Origin of the sequence: Planomonospora sp. ID82291, from assembly GCF_015711645.1 — a bacterium.
Taxonomy (GTDB): Bacteria; Actinomycetota; Actinomycetes; order Streptosporangiales; family Streptosporangiaceae; genus Planomonospora.
In genome coordinates, this window is record NZ_JABTEX010000009.1 from 130,001 (window position 1) to 135,368 (window position 5,368).

Annotated in this window: 2 protein-coding genes and 2 rRNA genes (1 of these 4 only partly in view); 2 read left to right on the forward strand and 2 right to left on the reverse strand. The window is 63.9% G+C overall.

Annotated features, from left to right (window positions below; translation table 11 throughout):
- Together HS045_RS32620 and rrf are read left to right on the forward strand one after the other, a co-directional pair.
- A 23S ribosomal RNA gene (locus HS045_RS32620) occupies positions 1 to 2,769 on the forward strand (it extends 357 nt beyond the left edge of the window).
- 132 nt (positions 2,770 to 2,901) lie between these two features.
- Positions 2,902 to 3,018, forward strand: a 5S ribosomal RNA gene (gene rrf / locus HS045_RS32625).
- 265 nt (positions 3,019 to 3,283) lie between these two features.
- On the opposite strand, the gene istB is transcribed toward rrf, so the two are convergent.
- Together istB and istA are read right to left on the reverse strand one after the other, a co-directional pair.
- Positions 3,284 to 4,063: an IS21-like element helper ATPase IstB gene (istB, locus tag HS045_RS32630; RefSeq protein ID WP_196454157.1), complete on the reverse strand. Its 780-nt coding sequence runs from the start codon at positions 4,061 to 4,063 to the stop codon at positions 3,284 to 3,286.
- A partial coding sequence (istA, locus tag HS045_RS32635) for an IS21 family transposase (RefSeq protein ID WP_196455469.1) occupies positions 4,060 to 5,368 on the reverse strand: 1,309 nt, incomplete at its 5' end. The genes istA and istB, both read right to left, overlap by 4 nt.

Below are 5,368 nucleotides of genomic sequence, written 5' to 3' on the forward strand. Positions count from 1 at the left end.
GTGAGAAATCCAGTGGGTAGTCGAAGTCTCTGGGAAGGGACGCCGTAGACCGTGAGAGCCGGGTAGGCGAAACCTGTTGGACTGCTGGAGGGGATCCCAAGTAGCACGGGGCCCGAGAAATCCTGTGTGAATCTGCCAGGACCACCTGGTAAGCCTAAATACTCCCTGATGACCGATAGTGCACTAGTACCGTGAGGGAAAGGTGAAAAGCACCCCGGTGAGGGGTCGTGAAATAGTACCTGAAACCGTGTGCCTACAAGCCGTAGGAGCGTGCACAGCTTGCTGTGCGTGATGTGACTGCGTGCCTTTTGAAGAATGAGCCTGCGAGTTATGGTGTGTGGCGAGGTTAACCCGTGTGGGGGAGCCGTAGGGAAACCGAGTCTGAAGAGGGCGTTTGAGTCGCATGCTGTAGACCCGAAGCGGAGTGATCTAGGCATGGGCAGGTTGAAGCGTGGGTAAGACTGCGTGGAGGACCGAACCCACCAGGGTTGAAAACCTGGGGGATGACCTGTGTTTAGGGGTGAAAGGCCAATCAAACTCCGTGATAGCTGGTTCTCCCCGAAATGCATTTAGGTGCAGCGTTGCGTGTTTCTTGCCGGAGGTAGAGCACTGGATGGCCGATGGGCCCGACAAGGTTACTGACGTCAGCCAAACTCCGAATGCCGGTAAGTGAGAGCGTGGCAGTGTGCCTGCGGGGGATCAGCTCCGTAGTCGAGAGGGAAACAGCCCAGACCACCGACTAAGGCCCCTAAGCGTGTGCTAAGTGGGAAAGGATGTGGAGTCGCAGTGACAACCAGGAGGTTGGCTTAGAAGCAGCCATCCTTGAAAGAGTGCGTAATAGCTCACTGGTCAAGTGATTCCGCGCCGACAATGTAGCGGGGCTCAAGTGCACCGCCGAAGTCGTGGCATTCACATGTTGAGCCTGGCAGCGCGAGCTGTCTGGGTGTGTGGATGGGTAGGGGAGCGTCGTGCGGCCGGCGAAGCAGCCGAGTGATCGAGTTGTGGAGGCCGTGCGAGTGAGAATGCAGGCATGAGTAGCGAATCAGAAGTGAGAAACTTCTGCGCCGGATGACCAAGGGTTCCTGGGCCAGGCTAATCCGCCCAGGGTAAGTCGGGACCTAAGGCGAGGCCGACAGGCGTAGTCGATGGACAACGGGTTGATATTCCCGTACCCGTGGTGATGCGCCCATATCGAATCCAGTGATACTAAGGGTCCTTAAGCCCTTCTGCCCTTCGGGGTGGGGGTGAGGCTGAACGCCTGGCCTGATCTGGTAGTAGGTAAGCGATGGGGTGACGCAGGAAGGTAGCCCATCCCAGGCGATGGTAGTCCTGGGGTAAGCGTGTAGGGAGAGAGGTAGGCAAATCCGCCTCTCATGTATCTTGAGACGTGATGCCGAGCCGATTGTGGCGAAGTGGGTGATCCTATGCTGCCGAGAAAAGCCTCTAGCGAGCATCGTTGCGGCCCGTACCCGAAACCGACTCAGGTGGTCAGGTAGAGAATACCAAGGCGATCGGGTGAACTGTGGTTAAGGAACTCGGCAAATTGCCCCCGTAACTTCGGGAGAAGGGGGGCCTTCGCTGGTGACGAGTCTTGCGCTCTGAGCTGGTGGGGGCCGCAGTGGCCAGGGGGAAGCGACTGTTTACTAAAAACACAGGTCCGTGCGAAGTCGTAAGACGATGTATACGGACTGACGCCTGCCCGGTGCTGGAACGTTAAGGGGACCGGTTAGCGGGTGCAAGCCTGCGACGCTGAGAACTTAAGCGCCAGTAAACGGCGGTGGTAACTATAACCATCCTAAGGTAGCGAAATTCCTTGTCGGGTAAGTTCCGACCTGCACGAATGGCGTAACGACTTCCCCGCTGTCTCAACCGCAGACCCGGCGAAATTGCACTACGAGTAAAGATGCTCGTTACGCGCAGCAGGACGGAAAGACCCCGGGACCTTCACTACAGCTTGACATTGGCGTTTGGAGCGTCTTGTGTAGGATAGGTGGGAGACGGTGAAGCTCGGACGCTAGTTCGGGTGGAGTCATTGGTGAAATACCACTCTGGTCGTTTTGAACGTCTAACTTCGGTCCGTGATCCGGATCAGGGACAGTGTCTGGTGGGTAGTTTAACTGGGGCGGTTGCCTCCTAAAGGGTAACGGAGGCGCCCAAAGGTTCCCTCAGCCTGGTTGGCAATCAGGTGTCGAGTGTAAGTGCACAAGGGAGCTTGACTGTGAGACCGACGGGTCGAGCAGGAGCGAAAGCTGGGACTAGTGATCCGGCGGTGGCATGTGGAAGCGCCGTCGCTCAACGGCTAAAAGGTACCCCGGGGATAACAGGCTGATCTTCCCCAAGAGTCCATATCGACGGGATGGTTTGGCACCTCGATGTCGGCTCGTCGCATCCTGGGGCTGGAGTAGGTCCCAAGGGTTGGGCTGTTCGCCCATTAAAGCGGTACGCGAGCTGGGTTTAGAACGTCGCGAGACAGTTCGGTCCCTATCCGCTGCGCGCGCAGGAGACTTGAAAGGGGCTGTCCCTAGTACGAGAGGACCGGGACGGACGAACCTCTGGTGTGCCAGTTGTTCCGCCAGGAGCACGGCTGGTTGGCTACGTTCGGAAGGGATAACCGCTGAAAGCATCTAAGCGGGAAGCTCGCCTTGAGATGAGGTCTCCCACCCTGTGAGGGGGTAAGGCTCCCGGTAGACGACCGGGTTGATAGGCCGGAGGTGGAAGCGCAGTAATGTGTGGAGCTGACCGGTACTAATAGGCCGAGGACTTGACCTCAAAGTTCATGCTTGGTTTCTGCAGCGCTCTGTATCCTTCGCCGGGTCCGGAGCAGCGCGAAACCGAGGTTCTTGCTCGCGTCCACTAGGCAATTCTGAGACAACAGGCATCTGCTTGTGTGTTTCATGGGGTTACGGCGGTTATGGCGAAGGGGAAACACCCGGTTACATTCCGAACCCGGAAGTTAAGCTCTTCAGCGCCGATGGTACTGCACTCGGGAGGGTGTGGGAGAGTAGGTCGCCGCCGGACATTTTTTGTGGAGAGGGCCGTCCCTGTGGGGCGGCCCTTTCTGCGTTTCGAGGGCTTCACTGCGCTCCGGGCCGTTGCGATAGGCGAGCCGTCCGTGGGTGAGCCGTCCTTCGACTCTTCCGGATGATCGTGCCGGTGCCGGTGCCCTCTCAGCGAAGGGCGTGGCCGAACCGGAATGCACGTCGGCCGGAGTCATCGGATGTCAACGGCCAAGTGCGTGTCGCCGCTGGTGGCCGGGTCGAGGTCCCCATCCCGTTGAAGTTGACTACTTCTTGGCCGGGCGCCCGCCTGTCCGGGTTCGTGCCTGTTTCATGCGGAAGGACTCGCCCTCGGTGACCACGACGACGCTGTGATGCAAGAGCCGGTCCAGCAGGCTGACGGCGGTGGTGTGCTCGGGCAGGAAACGACCCCACTGGTCGAAGGGCCAGTGCGAGCCGATACCGAGCGCACGACGTTCGTAGGCGGCGGCCACGAACCGGAACAACAGCTGCGCGCCGGTATCGTCCAGCGGGGCGAACCCCACCTCGTCGATGATCACCAGGTCGTTGCGGAGCAGGTTGTCGATGACGCGGCCGACGGAGTTGTCGGCCAGGCCCCGATAGAGCGTCTCGACCAGCTCGGCCGCAGTGAAGTAGCGCACCTTGTGCCCGGCCTGGACGGCCGCGACGCCGAAGGCGACCAGGCTGTGGGACTTGCCCGTGCCCGCCGGGCCGATGGCGCAGTAATTCTCGCTCGCGCGGATCCACTCCAGCGAGGCCAGGTAGTCGAACGTCGCACGCGGGATGCAGGAGCCGGCCACGTCGAACTCCTCGATCGTCTTGATCACCGGGAAGGCGGCGGCCTTCATCCGGGTGCGGACGTTGGAGGCATCCCGTGCGGTCAGCTCGGCCTCCAGCAGCGTGCGCAGGAACTCCTCGGGATTCCAGCGCTGCGTGCGCGCGGTGACGAGCAGCTCGGGCGCCAGACGGCGCATGGCGGCCAGCTTCAGGCGGCGCAGGGCGGCGTCCAGGTCGCCGGGCAGCGCGGGAACGGCGGGCGCGCTCATCCGGCCTCTCCGATCCGCTCCAGGGCGTAGTCGGCCAGCGACCGGGTCGGGACGGCGGGCAGGGCCATCACCAGTGCCTGCCCGGCAGCGGTCGGCTGCGGGACGCCGGCCCCGGCCGCCAGGATCGAGCGCACGTCCTCGGCCCGCCAGCGGCGAAAGCACGCGGCGCGCTCCAGCGCGGCCACCAGGGCGGCGTCCCCGTGCGCCGCGCCGAGGGCGGCCAGCTCGACCAGGTCGGCGGCCAGACGGGTGTTGCCCGAGGCGGCCGAGCCGCTCAACCACGCCTCGGCGACCGGGCCCAGCTGCAGGAACGCCTTCTCCGCCGGGGTGCGGGGCCGGGCGGCGCGACGCGGCGCGGGCCGGGGCCCGCCGTAGTGCTCATCACAGACCGCCGCCTCACCGGGCGCGACCGGCGCGTGCTCAGCGACGATCTCGCCGGTGGCCAGGTCGGTCACCAGCAGCCGCCCATCGGCCTCGACCACCGCGACACGAGCACCGATCAGCCGGGTGGGCACCGAGTAGCGGGCCGAGCCGAAGCGCACGCACGACAGCTTGTCCACCTTGCGCGTGAGCGGCGCCTTGCCGATCACCGGACGCAGCGACGGCAGCGCGCCCATCACCTGCCGCTCGGTGGCCAGCCGCTCGACCGGGACGGCGCAGATCTCCGAATGCGTCACGCCGTTGACCTCGGCGCACCACGCTCGGGCGGCGATGTTGGCCACCGTCAGGTCCTCGAACGGCTCCAGCGGGACGACCAGGTCCCGCTTGGCGTAGCCGACCAGGTTCTCCACGATGCCCTTCGATTCGGGATCGGCGGCCTCGCACCAGTCGGGACGGAAGGCGTAGTGGGTGGCGAAGCGGACGTAGTCGGCGGTGGGGACGACCTTGTTGGCGACCACGCCGCCCTTCAGGCAGCCCATCCGGTCGGCCAGCACCGCCTTGGGCACGGCGCCGAGCGTCTCGAAGCACTCGGCCAGCAGCGCCAGGGTGGTCTCAGCGCGCTCGTTGTCGGCGAACCGCACGAACCGCACCCGCGACCAGGCCAGCACCGCGCAGAACACGTGCAGCCCGCCTCCGGCGTCGCCCCAGTCGATGACCAGCATCTCGCCCGGGGCCCAGATGGCCGGGCGCCGCCCGCGATGATTGTCTTGCCTCCAGGCCTTCTTCGCCTTCGCGACCAGCCGCCGGAAGTTACGCGCTGAGCCGCCGTAGCCGGCCGCCTGCGCCAGCGGCAGCAGCCGCTTGGCCGAGATCTTCCCGTGCGTCGCGGTGACCTTGTCGGCCACCAGCCGGGCGACCGCGTCG